15 protein-coding genes are annotated in these 14,492 nt (G+C 65.8%); 3 read left to right on the plus strand and 12 right to left on the minus strand.

Going from position 1 to position 14,492, the window contains the following annotated elements:
• Nucleotides 1–55: 55 nt before the first annotated feature.
• Nucleotides 56–601: a PadR family transcriptional regulator gene (locus C4Q27_RS05820; protein ID WP_064492339.1), complete on the plus strand. Its 546-nt coding sequence runs from the start codon at nt 56–58 to the stop codon at nt 599–601.
• On the plus strand, nt 594–1,355 hold the full coding sequence (locus C4Q27_RS05825; protein WP_104886611.1) for a siderophore-interacting protein: 762 nt from the start codon (nt 594–596) through the stop codon (nt 1,353–1,355). The genes C4Q27_RS05820 and C4Q27_RS05825 overlap by 8 nt, the downstream gene beginning before the upstream one ends.
• A 274-nt stretch (nt 1,356–1,629) precedes the next feature.
• Here C4Q27_RS05825 and C4Q27_RS05830 read toward each other — a convergent pair whose 3' ends face one another.
• The 12 genes from C4Q27_RS05830 to C4Q27_RS05885 are packed head-to-tail and all read right to left on the minus strand — an operon-like array spanning nt 1,630 to nt 12,057.
• Nucleotides 1,630–2,292, minus strand: coding sequence for a general secretion pathway protein GspN (locus C4Q27_RS05830; RefSeq protein ID WP_104886612.1), 663 nt, complete (start codon nt 2,290–2,292; stop codon nt 1,630–1,632).
• Entirely contained in the window at nt 2,289–2,675 is a 387-nt protein-coding gene (gene gspM / locus C4Q27_RS05835; protein WP_064493215.1) for a type II secretion system protein GspM, read from the minus strand. Before gspM ends, C4Q27_RS05830 begins: the two co-directional genes overlap by 4 nt.
• Nucleotides 2,672–3,748 (minus strand): type II secretion system protein GspL, encoded by a 1,077-nt coding sequence (locus C4Q27_RS05840; RefSeq protein ID WP_256600030.1) that lies wholly within the window; start codon nt 3,746–3,748, stop codon nt 2,672–2,674. The genes gspM and C4Q27_RS05840 overlap by 4 nt, the downstream gene beginning before the upstream one ends.
• Entirely contained in the window at nt 3,745–4,335 is a 591-nt protein-coding gene (locus C4Q27_RS05845) for a type II secretion system protein J (protein ID WP_104886614.1), read from the minus strand. The genes C4Q27_RS05840 and C4Q27_RS05845 overlap by 4 nt, the downstream gene beginning before the upstream one ends.
• Nucleotides 4,332–4,700 carry a type II secretion system protein GspI gene (locus C4Q27_RS05850; protein WP_104886615.1) on the minus strand — a complete coding sequence of 123 codons (369 nt, stop codon included), beginning with the start codon at nt 4,698–4,700 and terminating at the stop codon, nt 4,332–4,334. The genes C4Q27_RS05845 and C4Q27_RS05850 overlap by 4 nt, the downstream gene beginning before the upstream one ends.
• Nucleotides 4,697–5,128: a type II secretion system minor pseudopilin GspH gene (gene gspH / locus C4Q27_RS05855; RefSeq protein ID WP_104886616.1), complete on the minus strand. Its 432-nt coding sequence runs from the start codon at nt 5,126–5,128 to the stop codon at nt 4,697–4,699. Before gspH ends, C4Q27_RS05850 begins: the two co-directional genes overlap by 4 nt.
• A gap of 2 nt (nt 5,129–5,130) precedes the next feature.
• A complete protein-coding gene (gene gspG, locus C4Q27_RS05860) occupies nt 5,131–5,565 on the minus strand; it encodes a type II secretion system major pseudopilin GspG (RefSeq protein ID WP_003254997.1) in 435 nt (144 codons plus the stop codon).
• A gap of 17 nt (nt 5,566–5,582) precedes the next feature.
• Nucleotides 5,583–6,785, minus strand: a complete 1,203-nt coding sequence (gene gspF, locus C4Q27_RS05865; protein WP_104886617.1) for a type II secretion system inner membrane protein GspF — start codon at nt 6,783–6,785, stop codon at nt 5,583–5,585.
• A gap of 3 nt (nt 6,786–6,788) precedes the next feature.
• Complete coding sequence (locus C4Q27_RS05870; protein ID WP_064493209.1) at nt 6,789–8,237, minus strand: GspE/PulE family protein; 1,449 nt, start codon at nt 8,235–8,237, stop codon at nt 6,789–6,791.
• Nucleotides 8,237–9,973: a type II secretion system secretin GspD gene (gene gspD, locus C4Q27_RS05875; protein ID WP_064493208.1), complete on the minus strand. Its 1,737-nt coding sequence runs from the start codon at nt 9,971–9,973 to the stop codon at nt 8,237–8,239. Before gspD ends, C4Q27_RS05870 begins: the two co-directional genes overlap by 1 nt.
• 21 nt (nt 9,974–9,994) lie before the next feature.
• Nucleotides 9,995–10,417 (minus strand): hypothetical protein, encoded by a 423-nt coding sequence (locus tag C4Q27_RS05880; protein ID WP_064493207.1) that lies wholly within the window; start codon nt 10,415–10,417, stop codon nt 9,995–9,997.
• Nucleotides 10,417–12,057 carry a hypothetical protein gene (locus C4Q27_RS05885; RefSeq protein WP_064493206.1) on the minus strand — a complete coding sequence of 547 codons (1,641 nt, stop codon included), beginning with the start codon at nt 12,055–12,057 and terminating at the stop codon, nt 10,417–10,419. Before C4Q27_RS05885 ends, C4Q27_RS05880 begins: the two co-directional genes overlap by 1 nt.
• Nucleotides 12,058–12,279: 222 nt before the next feature.
• Here C4Q27_RS05885 and C4Q27_RS05890 point away from each other — a divergent pair, with 222 nt between their 5' ends.
• The gene (locus C4Q27_RS05890) at nt 12,280–14,355 is read left to right on the plus strand and encodes a PhoX family phosphatase (protein WP_064493205.1); all 2,076 of its coding nucleotides are present in this window, start codon (nt 12,280–12,282) and stop codon (nt 14,353–14,355) included.
• Nucleotides 14,356–14,492: the final 137 nt, after the last annotated feature.

Here is a 14,492-nt window from a genome sequence, read left to right on the forward strand (position 1 = left end):
GATATATCTTGAGTAATATCTTACGATATATCGCAAACGACGGAGCCCTATTCCTATGCGCGAACATCCCCCTCATGATCCCTTCGAGCGGCGCCCCGCCCGTGGCGAGCGCGGCCCGCGTGTCTTCGCCCCGGGTGACCTCAAGCTGCTGATGCTGGACTTGCTGGCCGAGCAGCCCGGCCACGGTTACGACCTGATCCGCCAGATCGAAAATCTGTTCGACGGCAGCTACAGCCCAAGCCCAGGGGTGATCTACCCCACGCTGAACTTCCTTGAAGAGGCCGAACTGATCAGCGGCCAGGTACAAGGCAGCAAGCGCCTCTACGCCATCACCGATGCCGGCCGCAGCGCCTTGGCGGATCAGGCAGTGGCCCTGGATGGCGTGCGCATGCGCATCGAGGTCAGCAAACGCGCCCTGCGCGGCCACGACCGCCCGCCAGAGATTCATGAAGCGGTCGGCAACCTGCGCCATGCACTGCACATGCACAGCGGCCGCTGGACAGCGGAAGAAATCGAACGGGTCCGTGACCTGCTCAACCATACCGCCAAGGCCATCGCCTCCGGGCCCACCGAACCTTTCAGGGAGACGCCCCATGAGTGACACCATTCACCGCGTAAACCACGAGATCCGCCAGCGCCGTCTGCAGGTGCTGCGGGTCACCGAGCTGACCCCGCGCATGCGCCGCATCACCCTGGGGGGTGCCGAGCTGCAAGGCTTTACCAGCGTGGGCAGCGACGACCATATCAAGCTGCTGTTCGCCGAAACGCCGGAGCAACGACAGGCCATCGAGGCCCGTAATCTGGGCAAGGACGGTGGCGCGCGGCCCACCATGCGCGAGTACACACCACGGCGCATCGACCTGGTGGCACATGAGCTGGACATCGACTTCGTGCTGCACGGCGACGGCCCTGCCTCTACCTGGGCCGCGCAAGCCGCGCCCGGGCACACCCTGGACATCGCAGGGCCACGGGCCTCGCTGGTGGTGCCGGATATTTTCGACAGCTACCTGCTGATCGGTGATGAAACTGCCATCCCGGCCATAGGCCGTCGGCTGGAGGAGTTGCCGGCGGGCCGCCAGGTGCTGGCAGTGATCCAGATCGAAGACGAGCACGAGCGCCAGCCGCTGCCAAGCAAGGCGCAGGTGGAAGTGATCTGGGTACGTCGCCAAGAGGAAGACTTGTTGGAACTGGTGCGTAACCTGAGCTTGCCGCAAGGCCGGCTGTATGCCTGGGTGGCGCTGGAAAAAGCCCTGACTCGCCAGGCCAAGGCGTTGTTGCTGGAGAAAGGGGTAAAGGAAGACGCGCTAAAGGCTGCAGCCTACTGGCGGGCCAACGGGACTGCGGACGACGAGTGATCGTGATTGCCTGATCTGCCGTCTTCGCGGGCAAGCCCGCTCCTACACTGATCGGGGATGGACACAAATCGGCGGTTGGGCACAAATCGGTGGTTGGGCACAGGCCGTTGTAGGAGCGGGTTCACCCGCGAACACCGGCGCAGCCGGTGCCACGCAAAGCGCAGCCTGCTTCGCGGTTTAAACCATTTGATAAGACCAAGCGGTTCAGCCCCAAGCACCTCAGAAAAGCTCGACCGCCAACAGCTATCTACAGGGGGCCGCGCCACGTTGTTGCTTACCAACGAAGGTCTCGCTGCCCCGCCAGGGCCTGCGGTCCAAGCCATTGGGCCCCACGCAACAATGGCGTCAGCTGCGCTTCAGGCTGCAGCTGGAACACCACCTGCGCCCGGCGTCCTGGCAGGTCGGCGTCCACGGTCAGTTGATGTTGCCCTTGCTGCGCCAACTGCCCGCGCAGATGCCAGCCACTGCGGCAATCCATTTCCAGCCAGCCGTGCCCAAGGCCCAGGGACCAAGGGTCGCTGAGGGCTAGGTCGGTTACGATCACGCGGCCTTCACTGGCCTGGCATTGGCGCCCTGCCCCCTGCATCCTCACCCCCCCCTGCCACTGGCCGGCCAGGCGATAATCCGTCGAGACCGTCGCCAAAGCCCCCTTGGCTGATGCCTCCAGCCGCCACTGCCAAGGCCAGCCTTCTGCGCGCAACTGCCAGGCCTGGCCCTGGAACCCCACTTGCGCATTGGCCTGCAAGCGCCAGGGCTGCACCGTCCAGCGCAAAGGCCCGACCGGCCCCCATTGTTGTGCCTGCCCTTGCCAGAGGCTTCCACCAACATCGCGTACCGGCAGGCCGAACGCACGCACCACCCAATTGGCCGGAAGCTCGATAAACAGCGTGAGCACGAATACCAGTAACACCCAGGCCATTGCTGCACTGCGGCTCATGGCTGCACCACCAGGTCGAATCGCAAAGCCTTGCCCTGCTGCTCCAGCCCCCATTGCAACGGCAATGCGCCTTCTGCACGCAGGCTCTGCACCCAGCCTTGCAGCATGCGCTCATCGGCCACCTGCCCGCGCAGTTGCCAGGCCTTGCCTTGCGTATCGACTTCGATCAGTTCGACCCCACGGGCCTGAGCCGACTGACGTAGCCGCTCCAGGTTCAAACCGGGCCCGCCTTGCAGGCTGGCCGCCTGTTCGGCCAGCACACGCCACTGGCCAAGCACGCGCCATTGCGCAACGCCTTCGCGCAGGGCCAGGAAGGCCAGCAGCAGGGCGATCAGTCCCCAGGCGAACGTGATGCGATGACGCTGCAGCCAGTCGCGGTTCATGAGGCTGCTCCCAGGTCGAAGATCACTTGGCCATCTTGAACCTGCACTGTGGCGCCAGCGGCAGCCGCCATATCAGGCCATGGCGGCGCACTGCCCTCGCCCTCCAGGCGCAGGTGCCAACGCTGACCATCGAAGCGCACCGCTTGCAGGCGCAAGCCGGGGTTGTCACGCAGCCAGGTCTGCAAGCGAGCCTGCAGGTCGTCGAGCTGACGTGTACGCAGTTGCTGCTGCAGTACGCTCTCGCGCAGGCGCTTGAGGGCCTGTGCCGCGTGCCGAGGGCTGGCCTGCTCCCCGGTCACGGCAATGACCTGGCTACGCCAGAGTTGTGCCTGACGCCATTGCTGGCTCAACCACAGGCCACCCCAAACGGTGGCCAGCACCAGGCAAGCTGCCAGCAGCCGCTGCTGCTGGCGGGACGCCGCCGGCAACGAGCGCACCTTGCGGGCGCGGTCGAACAGGCCGGGCATTGTGTCGAGCGGCGCAAATACGGTTGGCCAATTGCCGCTCAGCGACGTTTTGTGCAGCCCTGCCCACGGTGGCTGCGGCACGCCACCCAAGGCATCAGGCCACGCCAGCCAGTGCTCCTGTCCATCTTCGGCCAAGCCTTTGTAGAGCGACATGCCGGGGGTACGTTGCCATTGCCAGGCGTATCCTGGCTCGGGTGATGGCAGCAACTGTAGCTCCGTCCAGCAACGTACCGTCTGCAAGCCCCATTCGGCACATTGGCCACGCCAGTCATCCAGCTGCTGACGCGCCACTACCAAGAGACGAAGGTACCCGGGTTCACGGGCCAGGCAAGCACAGGCCACCTCATGCGGGGCCTGCAGCAAGCGATCCTCAAGCAGCAAAGGCCACTCTTCGCGCTTGAGCCCGGGCGGGGCCGGCACGCGAAAATGGCTGCACGCCTCGGCAGGCAGAACCAGCGCAACATGGGCCTGCGGGTTGGCCGGTGGCTCGCCCTGCCCCTCGCTTTGCAAAATACCGTCCTGAACCAGTGCCCAGTGCCAGACAGCACCCGGGCGCAGCAGCAGCCACGCCTGGGCCGGCGTACGCCGCCGCCATTCAAGTTTCATGAGCGCCCCCATGGAAGGGCGAAGGTGCAGACATAGGGGGCTCCATCACGCAGCAGTTCCAGACGCACACCACGGCCTGGGTGCACCGGTTGGTCAGAAGGCCAGGCCAGCCAGCGGCCGCCCTGGTAGTACAGAACGTTCATGGCACTGACCTGGTCGAGTCGTTCGCGCTGTACCCAGCGCGGGGCGACAGCGGCGTACAAGTCCGCCGAGCTTTCCAGCAACAGACGTTGCTCGCGGGCCTCGAACCGCAGGCGCTGGCGTTGCAGGCGCGAGCCACCTTCGGCTGCCGGCAGGCCGGTGCTGGCGACCCACAGCAACTGGTTGCTGGCGGGCTGCCAGTCCAGCCAACGGCTGGCCAGCGGCAGACGCTGGTCGTAGACACGGCGCAGCACCGGGCTGTCGAAGCGCCGCTCCAGGGCCAGGCAAAAGTCCAGCACCGGGGTTTGCCGAGTGGTGTCCTGCAGGCGTTCGCGAACCTTCAGCCAGCCATTGACCAGCGCGGCGAGCATGATGCCGAGCACGGCAGTCAGGGCCAGGGCGACCATCAGTTCGATCAGGGTCAGGCCGGTTTGGCGGTGTTTCATGGGCGCTCCAGAAACACGGTGTACTGGCCCTGTGGCAGGCGCTGGTCACGGTCGGCGAACAATTGCAGTTCGCCACGGCGCAGGTCTCGCACGCCGGTGCGGCGCAGTTGCAGTTGCCAGTGACACCTTTGGCCACCTTGGCCGAGCTCGCCGGCTACCTGGTTTTCGCCGGGCCAGTACTGCTCGACGGCAAAGCGGGCTTGCAGCTCACGCGCGCACAACAGGCCAAGGCGGTGCTGTTGCAGGTTGTCCTGCACTGCCAGCCGCTGGCGCAGTACCTGGCTGGTGATCACCGCCAGCACAGCAGCGATTGCCAGGGCTACGGTCACCTCCAGCAGAGTGAAACCTCGCTGTGCTTGCCTCATGGCACTAACCACATGCCATCGGTGCGGCTCCAAGCCCATTGCTGACTGCCATCGGCCCAGCGCCAGCGCACGCTACCCGCCTGCGCCCAGCCATGCGGCGTGAACAGTACGCGCGGTTGCGGGCTGGCCGGCCAGTCCGGGTGCAGGCCCTTGGGCCAGTCGCCGAGCGGGACCGCTTCGACCACCCAGGCATTGCCCTCGCGGCGGACGAACTCCGGGCGCTGGCCATTCCAGCGCAGCCCGCGCAGTTGCCCCGCATGCCGGGCCAGCGCGGCCTGGCTGCGGACCTCGACCGCCAGCCGTTGCAGGGCCTGCTCGACACTGGCCTGGCCGTTGCCAAGACCGGCCACCGCCAGCCCGGTCACCAGCCCGGCAATGGCCAGTACCACCAACAGTTCGATCAGGCTGAAGCCGCGCTGATGACGCACCGTTACAGCGCCCAGTTACCCAGGTCGGCATCCTGGCCTTCGCCGCCCGGCAGGCCATCGGCGCCCAGCGAGTACACATCGACCCGGCCATGCTCGCCGGGCATGCGGTACTGGTACGGGGTGCCCCACGGGTCTTCCGGCAGGCGACGCACGTAGCCATCACTGCGCCAGGCCCGAGGCAGCGGCTCCTGAGCCGGCTTTTTGACCAGCGCGGCCAGGCCCTGTTCGTTGCTGGGGAAGCGCAGGTTGTCCAGGCGATACATGTCCAGCGCCTGCTCCAGGGTGGCCAGGTCGGCCATCACCTTCTGCTTCATGGCCTTGTCCTGGTTGCCCAGCACGCTGGGCGCCACCACGGCAATCAGCAGGCCGATGATGAAGATCACCACCATGATTTCCATGAGGGTGAAGCCGCGTTGGCGGTTACGTCGATGCTGCATGGCTATACTCCTTGTCGTCACAATTGCAGGCCCTGGTTGAGTTGCATGATCGGCAGCAGCACCGCCAGCACGATGAACAGCACCACGGCGCCCATCACCAGGATCATCAGGGGTTCGAACAGCGCCATGGCGGTATCGACCTGGCGGGCAAAGCCGCGCTCCTGGTCGTCGGCCACGCGCTCGAGCATGTCGGCCAGGGTGCCGCTGGCCTCGCCGCTGCCAACCATGTTCACCAGCAGCGGCGGGAATTGCTGGCTGGCATCCAGCGCACGGTGCAGGCTGGTGCCGCCCTGCACGTGTTGGCGCACCTGCTCCATGGCCAGGCGGATACGCCGGTTGCCGATGGTTTCGGTGGCCACTTGCAAGGCTTCGAGCAGGGCCACGCCACTGCCACAGAGAATCGCCAGGCTGCGCGCCAGACGCGCGCTTTCCAGCACCTGCAGCAGGTTGCCAATACGCGGCAGGCGCAGCAGCAGCTGGTCGCGACGCAGGCACCAGTGCGGTTTGCGCAACAACCAGCCAGCCAGCCCCCCGAGCAACAGCGCCACCCCTAACAACCAGGGCCCGGCGTGCACCAGCCCCTGGCTCAGGCCGATCAGCAACGAGGTGATCAGCGGCAGGCTTTGCCCGGCATGGGCGAATTGCTCGGTGAGTTTGGGCACGACGAACGTCATCAGGCCAATCACCACGGCCAGCGACACACCCATCAGCACAGCGGGGTAGATCAGCGCTGTGCGGGCCTTGTGTTGCTGGCGTTGCACCTGCTCCAGGTGGTCGGCCAAGCGGGTCAGCACCTGGGCCAGGTGCCCGGAACGTTCGCCGGCCTCGACCAGCGCGCAGTACAGGCCAGTGAACGGTGCGCCCTGCCGGGCCAGGCTGCGGGCCAGGCCCAGGCCTTCGGCCAGCGAGCCGCGCAAGGCCACCAGCACACTGTGCAAGGCAGGCTGACGCAGTTGCCGTTCAAGGGTGGCAAGGGCATCGACCAAGGGAATGCCGGCCCCGGTCAAGGTGGCCAGCTGACGGGTCAGCTCACACAGCTGGGCGCGGCTCAGGCGCTGGCGTCGGGGTTGTCGGCTGCCGGCTTCATGACGCTGCAACTGACGGGCGAACAGGCCCTGCTCGCGCAACAGCTGGCGGGCGTGGCGTTCACTGTCAGCCTGCAGGCTGGCCTTGTGCGATTTGCCGGCGAGGTCAACGGCCTGGTAGCGATAGGTCGGCATGCCTTAGCCCTGCACCACGCGCAGCACTTCGGCCAGGCTGGTCTCACCGCGGGCCAGGCAATCGCTGGCCATCGCCACCAGGCTTTGGCGCCGGTCAGCCAGATAGTCCTGCATGGCCAGCTCACTGGCGCCGTCGTACAACAGGCCGATGAGCCCAGCGTCCAGCTCGATGAATTCGTACAGCCCCAGTCGCCCGATATAACCGCTGCCCTGGCACTGCTCGCAACCCACGGCGTGATAAGTGCTGCCCAACGCCGCAAGCTCAGGCCACAGCTCGCGCTCGGCAGCCTGTAGCGGTTGCGCCACGGCACAGTTGCACAAACGCCGCACCAGGCGCTGGGCCAGGACGCCGCGCAGGCACGAGGCGATCAGGAAGGGCTCGATGCCCATGTCGCGCAGGCGGGTCACTGCGCCTACCGCGCTGTTGGTGTGCAAGGTCGACAGCACCAGGTGGCCGGTGAGGCTGGCCTGCACGGCGATCTGTGCAGTCTCCTGATCGCGGATTTCGCCGAGCATGATCACGTCAGGGTCCTGACGCAGGATGGCGCGCAGGCCACTGGCAAACGTCAGCCCGGCACGCGGGTTGATGGCGGTTTGGCCAATGCCGGCGATGGCGTACTCCACCGGGTCCTCGACGGTGAGGATGTTGCGGCTGCCATCGTTGAGGCTGTTCAGGCTGGCGTACAAGGTCGTGGTCTTGCCCGAACCGGTCGGCCCGGTGGACAGCACAATGCCGTTGGGCCGCGCCAGGCAACTGCGCAGGCCCTGCAATACCGCTGCCGGCATGCCCAGGTTATCCAGCGCCAGCAGGCTGGCCTGCTTGTCGAGCACGCGCATCACCACCCGCTCGCCGTGGATGCCGGGCAAGGTCGAGACTCGTACGTCCACTTCGCGCCCCGCCGCGCGCAAGGTGATGCGGCCGTCCTGGGGCTGACGCTTTTCAGCGATGTCCAGGCGGGCCATGACCTTGATCCGTGATACCAGCATGGCCGACAACGCACGTGGAGGACGCAGCACCTCACGCAGGTGGCCATCGACCCGCAGACGCACCACCAGACTCTGCTCGAAGGTCTCGATATGGATATCCGAGGCGCGCAGCCGCAGCGCCTGGCCGAACAGGCCGTTGATCAGGCGGATCACCGGGGCTTCGTCGTCGCTTTCAAGCAGGTCTTCGATGCGCGGCATCTCGCTCATCAGGCTATCCAGGTCGACCTGGTCGCCGATGCCTTCGATCAGCGCTTCGGTGGCGGCATCGCCAGCCTGGTACAGCTGGCCAAGGCGCTCGTCGAACAGCGCAGGTTCCAGGTATTCGAGCAGGCTTGGCTGGCCATGCACACGCAGCAACTCCTGCAACTGGGCATTGTCGGCGTCGGGCCGCAGCCATAGCTGCCAGCCCTGCTCTGCCGGGGCCATGGCCACTCCGCTCTGCCGTGCCTGGCGATAGGGCAGCATCACCAGTCACCGCCTTCCAGGCGTGCGCGGCTGGCAGGGAATACCTGCAACAGCCGCGTGCCCTCTGCAAGGTCCGGCAACTGCAGCGGTGTGGTCTGCTGCAGGGTGCGGTACTTGTCTTCACTGAGGCCCGCCAGGCTCGGCCCGTCGCGCAGGATACGCGGGCGGATGAACACCATCAGGTTCTGCTTGGTATTGCGGGTGGCATCGGAGCGGAACAACCGGCCAAGATAAGGAATGTCGCCGAGCAGTGGCACACGCTGGTCGCTGGTACTCAACTCGTCACTGATCAGCCCGCCAAGTATCACCAGGCCGTTGTCCTCGACCATGACCTTGGTCTTGATCTCGCGCTTGTTGGTGATCACGTCGCTGGCCGAGCTGGTGTCGGCAATCGACGACACCTCCTGAACGATGTCCAGGCGCACGCTGTTGTCGATATTGATCTGCGGCTTGATGCGCAGCTTCACCCCGACTTCCTTGCGCTCGATGGTCTGGTACGGGTTGGCGTTGTTCTGCGTCACGGAGCCGGTAACGAAGGGCACTTCCTGGCCGACCAGGATCGATGCCTCGGCATTGTCCAGGGTCAGCAAGGTGGGCGTGGACAGCAGGTTGAAGCCGCTCTTGCCCTTCAGCGCGTTGACCAGCATGGCAAAGTTGAAGCCACCGCCGAAATGGCCGATGCCCGCCGTGGCACCGGTGGTGGTGGACAACAGATCGCCCAGGGCTTCGTTGTCGCCACTGGCGGCGGCGCCGGCGATGCTGGCGATATTCACCCCGTTACTGCCGAAGTTGACGATACCGGCGCCGAACTTCTCGTCGGCGAACAGCCACTGCACGCCCAGCTCCTGGGCGCTGCTGTCGGACACCTCGGCGATGATCGCTTCGACCACCACCTGGGCACGGCGAATGTCCAGTTGCTCGACAATGGCCCGGTACGCCGCCAGCTCGCTGTCGGGGCCGACCATGACCACGGCATTGGTACCTTCTTCGTATTCCAGGCGGATGCCCGAGCCACCGGCGGCTGGCACCACCGGCCGGTCCTTGCCCTCTGCCTCACCCGCGCCTTCAGCCGGCACCGCCCCTTCCTGGCTGAGCCCTCGCAGCACCTTGACCACTTCACCGGCATTGGCATGGCGCAAGTAGATCACCTGGGTGCTGCCGCTGCCCGGTGCCTCTTGAGGGCGGTCGAGCTGGCGCAGCAGGCTGGCGATGCGTTCGAGGTTGCTGCGCCAGTCAGTCACCACCAACTGGTGCGCCGCCGGGTACGGTGTAATAACCCCAACCCGTGGGTCGATCAGCGGTTTGAGGATGCCCAGTACCTGTTCGCTGGCGGCGTTGCGCACGCTGAATACGCGGGTGGCCACGCTGTCGCTGCCCTCGCCCTGCTGCCCGCCCGCCTCCACTGGCACCGGCTCCAGGCGCGCGGCCTGGTCGGGCACGATTTTCACGCTGCCGTTGGGCAGGTCGACGGTGGCATAGCCCTGGGCGCGCAGTTGGGCCAGGAAGATGTCGTAGATGGCGTCGGCGTCGTGCAGGTCGACGGTGCGCACGGTGACCTTGCCCTTGACCCGGGGGTCGACGATGAAGGTGGTGCCGGTGATGCGCGACACGCTGTCGATGAACTCGCCGAGTTCGGTATCGACGAAATTCACTTCGTACATCGGCGTACCGTTGTCATCGAACACCGGCTCTTGGGCATAGGCCATGGACAAGGCCAGGCTCAGCGCAGCCGCCATGCAGTATCTAACAGGCATCGTTCATCCTTGCCGCTTGAAGCCGGTCACGGCGGGGCGTGGCGGCCAGGGCAGGCGCTCACGCCGCCCCTGGTTGTTGAAAATCAGGCCATCGCTGTCGATGTCCTGCAGCACGATCCCTGGCGCCAGGCGCTGACCGCGGGCCAGGGTGCGCACTTGCTCGCCGTAGCGCAGCACCACCACACTGGCGGCCAATGGCTGGGCCTTGAGGCCGCCGAGGTATTGCAGCGGCAGACGAGTGATGGTGATGGCGCCGTCGTCGGGCGGCGCCTGCCAGTGACCGACCATCAGCCCGGGCAGCGGGCTGTCGGCCACCGCAGGCGCCATGGCCGGGTGTGGCTGCCGACTCAACTGCAGCACACACTGCGCAGACAGCCAGCCGGCCAGGGTCAGGCCAGCGCCGGTGAGCAGACGCGAGGTGAGCATCACGAGGCCAATTGCCTTGGGTGCCAGCCTGGGTGCCCCTGCACGTAACGCACTTCGGGCAGTTGCAGCGGCGCCAGTTGCCAATCCTCAGGCTGGCGGGCGAGCCAGGCCTCGACCCGCTGCCACAGTGGCTCGCCGGCCTGGCTTTCGAATTGCAAGCCAAAGGTGCGGCACAGGCCCTGCACCGGCTCCAACCCCGTGATGCGCTTGCCTTGCGGGCTGTAGCTGACGCTCCAGGCCTGGCCCTGCCAGCGCGGCAGGTCCTGGCTGTTGTCCAGCAGCAGCGGGTCACCGAACAATTGCTCAGCGGCGTTTTCCAGCACTTGCTCGACCTGCCTGGCCGGTGCCTCGACCACTGGCGCGGGGTAGCCACCGGTAAGGCTGATCAGATGTTCGCGGGTAATGGCCGCCCCCGCTGCCAGCGGGTAGTCATAACGCAGGCCCGGCAGCAACACTGGCATGCTGCTATCGTCGGCCAAGGCTTGATGCAGCAGGCAGTCCCAGCTGCCGCCACGGGTATCGCGGCGCCAAAAGGCCTGAGGCGCGCGGGCCAGCGGCTGGTCAAGCCAGGCCGCGTGGCCGGCCCGTTGCTGGCGCAGTTGCGCCTGCAATTGCGCGACACGCAGCTGCGCGGCAGGCGCCAGTTGCTGTTCAAAGGCCGGGAAAAAACGCCCGTCGAACTGCCACTGGCCGGCCACACGCTGGCAGCGCAGGCGGAAGGCACCGCTGCCCCGGCAGCCGGCAAACAGCACCGGCACGCGCCGACCGCTGGCCTGGGTGACCTCGACCGGTGCGGGCCACAGGTCCTGACCACGGGCGCACAACAGCACGTCGATTTGCGGCACCCGTTCAGCCAGCCACAGGCCGGGGCCCGTGCCTGCATCGGCCATGGCCACCACCAGGTCAGCCTCGTGCCGGGCTTGTTCGAATACCGGCAGCAGAGACTGGTACCACTGTTTGAGTGAGGCTTTCTGATCCTGGGCGTACGGGTCGGTCACGCCGACCACTGCAATACGGGCACCGCCGCGCTCGAAAACGTGCAGGGCTTGCACACCCAGTGCCTGGCGTTGTGCATCAGCCAGCCCGGCGCCGAGGGTAATGGCGCTGGCCTGGCGATACAGGCCCGTGCTGCGTTGTGGCCACAGCACACGCTCGTCGCTGCTGACCCGCGCTTCGATGCCCAGCAGCTGGCTGCCTTGCACGCCACTTTCGCCTTGGGTCAGGTAGGCCAGGCCACTGCCATTCCAGCCCTGGCCGTTTTCCAGGGTCAGGCTGTTGCCCGCACCGGCTTCGCCACGCAGTTGTTCCAGCAACGCCGCGAGTACCGCATAACCGCCCAGCTGGGCTGTCGTTGCCTGGCGGGCATCGAGCAGCGGCGCCAGTTGCGGGTAGGCGATACTGGCGCTGCGGCCGGTCATCCAGGGCGCACGGCCCAAGTGGCTGACCGGCCCCAACCGGGTAGCCGGTACCACCGCCTGGCCAGGTTGGCGGGCATCGAGGGTATCGGCCACGTACAGCAAGTCGAGCTGGGCATTGCCGCCCTGCTGCCCTGGGAAGGCTGTGCAGGCGCCGAGCAGCGGTGCCAAGGCACCGATACCCATCCAGCCGATCACTTCGCGCCTGTGCACACTGCTCGCCATCATCCGCCATCCTTAACCACGTCCATTCAGGGCCCCGGATGTTGCGGCGTTGGCATTACAGTTTGATGGCAGAAATCCGACAGCAATTCCAATTCGATCTTTAGAAGAGCAATCCAAGAACCGGAAGTTTTAAAAGCTCGTTAACATTTCTGCCAAGGAATCATCACACTTGCGCCTTACAGTCGCGGTTTCTTCCAACTCAGCCAACATAAGGACAACCTGATGAGTCGAGATACCGGCGACAACCTGGACCGGAACCAAAGCGGCAACCTGCCGATGGCCAACGTCATGGACGCCTACCTGAGCCGCCGCAGCGTGATGCGCGGCAGCCTGGGCGCCGCCATCGCCATGATTGCCGGTACCGGCCTGACAGGCTGCTTCGACGGTGGTGGTTCCGATCACGATGATCCGGTCACCGAGCCACCGGTGACCGAACCGCCAGTCACCGAGCCGGAAGTGCCGAAACTGGCACTGGGCTTCCAGTCCATCCCAGGCTCGCGCACCGACGCCTGTGTGGTCGCCGCCGGCTACAGCGCCTACGTGCTGGCGCCCTGGGGTACGCCACTGAACAGCAACGGCAACCCGTGGAAGTCCGACGGCAGCAACACCTCGACCGACCAGGCCAACGCCATGGGCATGCACCACGATGGCATGCACTTCTTCCCCATCAACGGCAGCTCGGAAGACGGCCTGCTGGCGATCAATTTCGAGTACATCGACACTGCCGCCCTGCACCCGGCCGGCCCCACTACCGATGTCAACGGCAAGCGCCCGGTTGAAGAAGTGCGCAAGGAAATCAACGCACACGGTGCGGGCGTCGTACGCCTGCAGAAAATCAACGGCCGTTGGCAGGTGGTCGACAACGACCCACTGAACCGTCGCTTCACCACTGCTTCACGCATGGAGATCACCGGCCCGCTGCGTGGCACCGACCACGTCAAGACCAAATACTCCACTGCTGGCACCCACTGCCGTGGCACCAACAACAACTGCGGCAACGGCTATACCCCGTGGGGCACCTACCTGACCTGCGAAGAGAACTGGCCGGGCATTTTCGTCAACAAGGGCACCCGCCCCGAGGACCAGCGCCGCATTGGCGTGGGCACCTCCAGCGGCCAGTACAAGTGGGAAAGCGCTGCCGGTGACGCCAGCGAAGTGGACGACGAATTCGCCCGCTTCGACGTTACCGTCAAAGGCGCCAGCGCCACCGACGACTATCGCAACGAAGCCAGCACCTATGGCTACATTGTCGAGATCGACCCGTACAACAGCAGCACCCTGGCCACCAAACGCACCGCGCTGGGCCGCTTCCGCCACGAGGGCTGCGCCCCCGGCCTGCCCGTCGCCGGCAAGCCGCTGGTGTGGTACATGGGTGACGACTCGAACAACGAGTACCTGTACAAGTGGGTGTCCACCGCCGTGTGGGACCCCGCCGACGCCACCCCGGCCGACCGCCTGGCCACCGGCGCCAAGTACCTCGACCAAGGCAAGCTCTACGTGGCCCGCTTCAATGCCGACGGCACCGGCGTATGGCTATTGCTGGACGTGGCCACCGCCACTACCGGCGGCAGCACCCTGGGTGCGCTGTATGGTGACCTCCCGGGCATCATCCTCAACACCCGTGGTGCCGGCGATGCCGTGGGCGCAACGCCGATGGACCGCCCGGAGTGGACCACGGTCAACCCGCTGAACGGCGACGTATACCTGACCCTGACCAACAACAGTGCACGCACCCCGGACAAGGTCGATGCAGCGAACCCACGCGGCCCGAACCGCCACGGCCACATCATTCGCTGGCACGACAGCGACGACCAGCTGAGCTTTACCTGGGACATCTTCGTGTTCGGCGCCAACGCTGCCGGCACCGCCGACATCAACCGCTCCGGCCTGACCGAACTGAACCAGTTCGCCAGCCCCGACGGCATGAGCTTCGATAGCCGCGGCGTGCTGTGGTTCGAGACCGACAACGGCGAAACCACGTTGACCGACTACACCAACGACCAGTTACTGGCGGTGATCCCTACCGACCTGGTGGATGCCAGCGGCAAGCAGGTGCCGGTGAACGCACAGAACCAGGTGGACCTGCGGCGCTTCTTTGTCGGGCCAAATGGTTGCGAGGTGACCGGGATTACCTTTACCCCGGACAACAAGACGCTGTTCGTCAACATTCAACACCCGGACAACTGGCCGTATACCGACAAGGCGACCGATGCGACGCCGGCTGGGGCTACCGTACGGCCGCGGGCTTCGACGGTGGTGATTCAGCGGATCGATGGCGGTGAGATCGGCACCGCCTGACCTGCGGTAACACAGCCAGCCTTGTGCTGGCTGTGCAGGCCTCTTCGCGGGTGAGCCCGCGCCTACCAGGGATCGCGTATTTCGTGGAGCGGCCTTATGTTGCGATGGGCTGCACCGCAATCAGCAAACTTTCTCTT

It is taken from the genome of Pseudomonas sp. SWI36 (genome assembly GCF_002948105.1).
Classification (GTDB): Bacteria; Pseudomonadota; Gammaproteobacteria; order Pseudomonadales; family Pseudomonadaceae; genus Aquipseudomonas; species Aquipseudomonas alloputida.

Bases quoted from the DNA above. Each gene is read 5' to 3' on its own strand.
- C4Q27_RS05830 (WP_104886612.1), bottom strand. From the start codon at position 2,292: ATGAGCCGCAGTGCAGCAATGGCCTGGGTGTTACTGGTATTCGTGCTC.
- gspG (WP_003254997.1), bottom strand. From the start codon at position 5,565: ATGCAGCATCGACGTAACCGCCAACGCGGCTTCACCCTCATGGAAATC.
- C4Q27_RS05870 (WP_064493209.1), bottom strand. From the start codon at position 8,237: ATGCTGCCCTATCGCCAGGCACGGCAGAGCGGAGTGGCCATGGCCCCG.
- C4Q27_RS05820 (WP_064492339.1), top strand. From the start codon at position 56: ATGCGCGAACATCCCCCTCATGATCCCTTCGAGCGGCGCCCCGCCCGT.
- gspD (WP_064493208.1), bottom strand. From the start codon at position 9,973: ATGGCGGCTGCGCTGAGCCTGGCCTTGTCCATGGCCTATGCCCAAGAG.
- C4Q27_RS05880 (WP_064493207.1), bottom strand. From the start codon at position 10,417: ATGCTCACCTCGCGTCTGCTCACCGGCGCTGGCCTGACCCTGGCCGGC.
- C4Q27_RS05850 (WP_104886615.1), bottom strand. From the start codon at position 4,700: ATGAGGCAAGCACAGCGAGGTTTCACTCTGCTGGAGGTGACCGTAGCC.
- gspF (WP_104886617.1), bottom strand. From the start codon at position 6,785: ATGCCGACCTATCGCTACCAGGCCGTTGACCTCGCCGGCAAATCGCAC.
- C4Q27_RS05845 (WP_104886614.1), bottom strand. From the start codon at position 4,335: ATGAAACACCGCCAAACCGGCCTGACCCTGATCGAACTGATGGTCGCC.
- C4Q27_RS05840 (WP_256600030.1), bottom strand. From the start codon at position 3,748: ATGAAACTTGAATGGCGGCGGCGTACGCCGGCCCAGGCGTGGCTGCTG.
- C4Q27_RS05890 (WP_064493205.1), top strand. From the start codon at position 12,280: ATGAGTCGAGATACCGGCGACAACCTGGACCGGAACCAAAGCGGCAAC.
- C4Q27_RS05885 (WP_064493206.1), bottom strand. From the start codon at position 12,057: ATGGCGAGCAGTGTGCACAGGCGCGAAGTGATCGGCTGGATGGGTATC.
- gspM (WP_064493215.1), bottom strand. From the start codon at position 2,675: ATGAACCGCGACTGGCTGCAGCGTCATCGCATCACGTTCGCCTGGGGA.
- C4Q27_RS05825 (WP_104886611.1), top strand. From the start codon at position 594: ATGAGTGACACCATTCACCGCGTAAACCACGAGATCCGCCAGCGCCGT.